This window comes from Streptomyces sp. NPDC058000 (genome assembly GCF_042886435.1).
Lineage (GTDB): Bacteria > Actinomycetota > Actinomycetes > Streptomycetales > Streptomycetaceae > Streptomyces.
The window spans coordinates 1-1,193 of record NZ_JBHVQS010000142.1 but is presented as its reverse complement, the minus strand read 5'-3'; the positions used below and the strand labels follow the sequence as shown (position 1 = coordinate 1,193).

Sequence of the window (1,193 nt, the reverse complement as noted above, 5' to 3'; positions counted from 1 at the left end):
ACCGAGAGGAGACATGATCGCGGTTGGTCACAGTGAATGTGAACAATATTTTGTTTTGTTTAACATCGTGTTATGTTCTTCGATGTTCATCGACAGGGATGAATGCAAGAAGCACACACATAATGCAAGCATAGTTTTGTTTTTCCGCCCCCAAAAAATGGGGGTTCTTTTTTCGCTGCATTAGAGCGCTTTTGACGCAATTTTTCACTTCAATAGTACCTTCGCACTACTAACACAAAAAAAACGCGGCAGGGAGCGTTTTAGGTGCCTTAAAATCGATTTTAGATCGTCATCTTGATTTGTTTGTCTTCCTTGAAGCGAAAATGCAGGGCTACAACCGTGCGCCCCTTTTTGATCGTCTCAACCGTTACAGCCAGGTCGCTTTTTTTGTTCAGTTCGTCAACACAGGGTTTTATTAGATCCCTGTTTAACGTTTTGAAATCTTTATATTTACCATCAAGCATCAGTGATGATTTAAAATCATCGAGGGCGATAATACGTTCCCCAGTACTGCGGAATTGCTGGAGAATTTCGTATATTCTTATGCTGTAACTTCTTGATAAATTGGAAATATTTTTAATGACGACTCTGGTGAATTGCCCCTTCAACTGTGTCAGATAAGGCATTACCGCGTCAGAAAAGGTTATTCGAGCCTTGGCCTCACCTTTAGCGTACTGTGCCCGATACTGGATCCAGCGGAACTCCTCACGCTTCTCGTCATTCTTGAGAATGATCGACCTGTCCCACAAACGATCGATCGCTTCCTGTAGCTGAACCTCGGCATTTTTCCGCCCCATATCAGGGAATGAATCAAAATATTCCGCAGCGGTAATGGTCATTGTCTTTTGCAATTCAGCATCAGCACCAGATTTCAATCGACTGATACACAGCAACAGAAAACGTTGTTCCTGTAGGGTCAACTTGTAGCTGGCCTCAACCAAAGCATTCGACTTGTAGGCAATCAAGTCCGACATACAAAGATCCCGTTCAAATGTGGTGATGCTTTAATGTGCCCCACAAATAAGAAATGTGGAATATTTTTTTTTATATCCTCACATTTCTGTGAATAACACCTTAAATTCCTCCACCTTTACCTTAAATTCCTCCACCTAAACACCTTAAATTCCTCCACCTTTACCTTAAATTCCTCCACATATACCTCTATAACATATTGATTTTATTAATGAATTTTG

Annotated in this window: 2 protein-coding genes; one reads left to right on the top strand and one right to left on the bottom strand. The window is 41.1% G+C overall.

The window, feature by feature from the left end; all coding sequences use genetic code 11:
* The coding region (locus tag ACFVT2_RS43430) for a hypothetical protein (protein ID WP_212588998.1) at positions 1 to 184 on the top strand (184 nt) is incomplete at its 5' end.
* Between the two features lie 97 nt (positions 185 to 281).
* On the opposite strand, the gene ACFVT2_RS43425 is transcribed toward ACFVT2_RS43430, so the two are convergent.
* Positions 282 to 974, bottom strand: a complete 693-nt coding sequence (locus ACFVT2_RS43425; protein WP_072739206.1) for a replication initiation protein — start codon at positions 972 to 974, stop codon at positions 282 to 284.
* Positions 975 to 1,193: the final 219 nt, after the last annotated feature.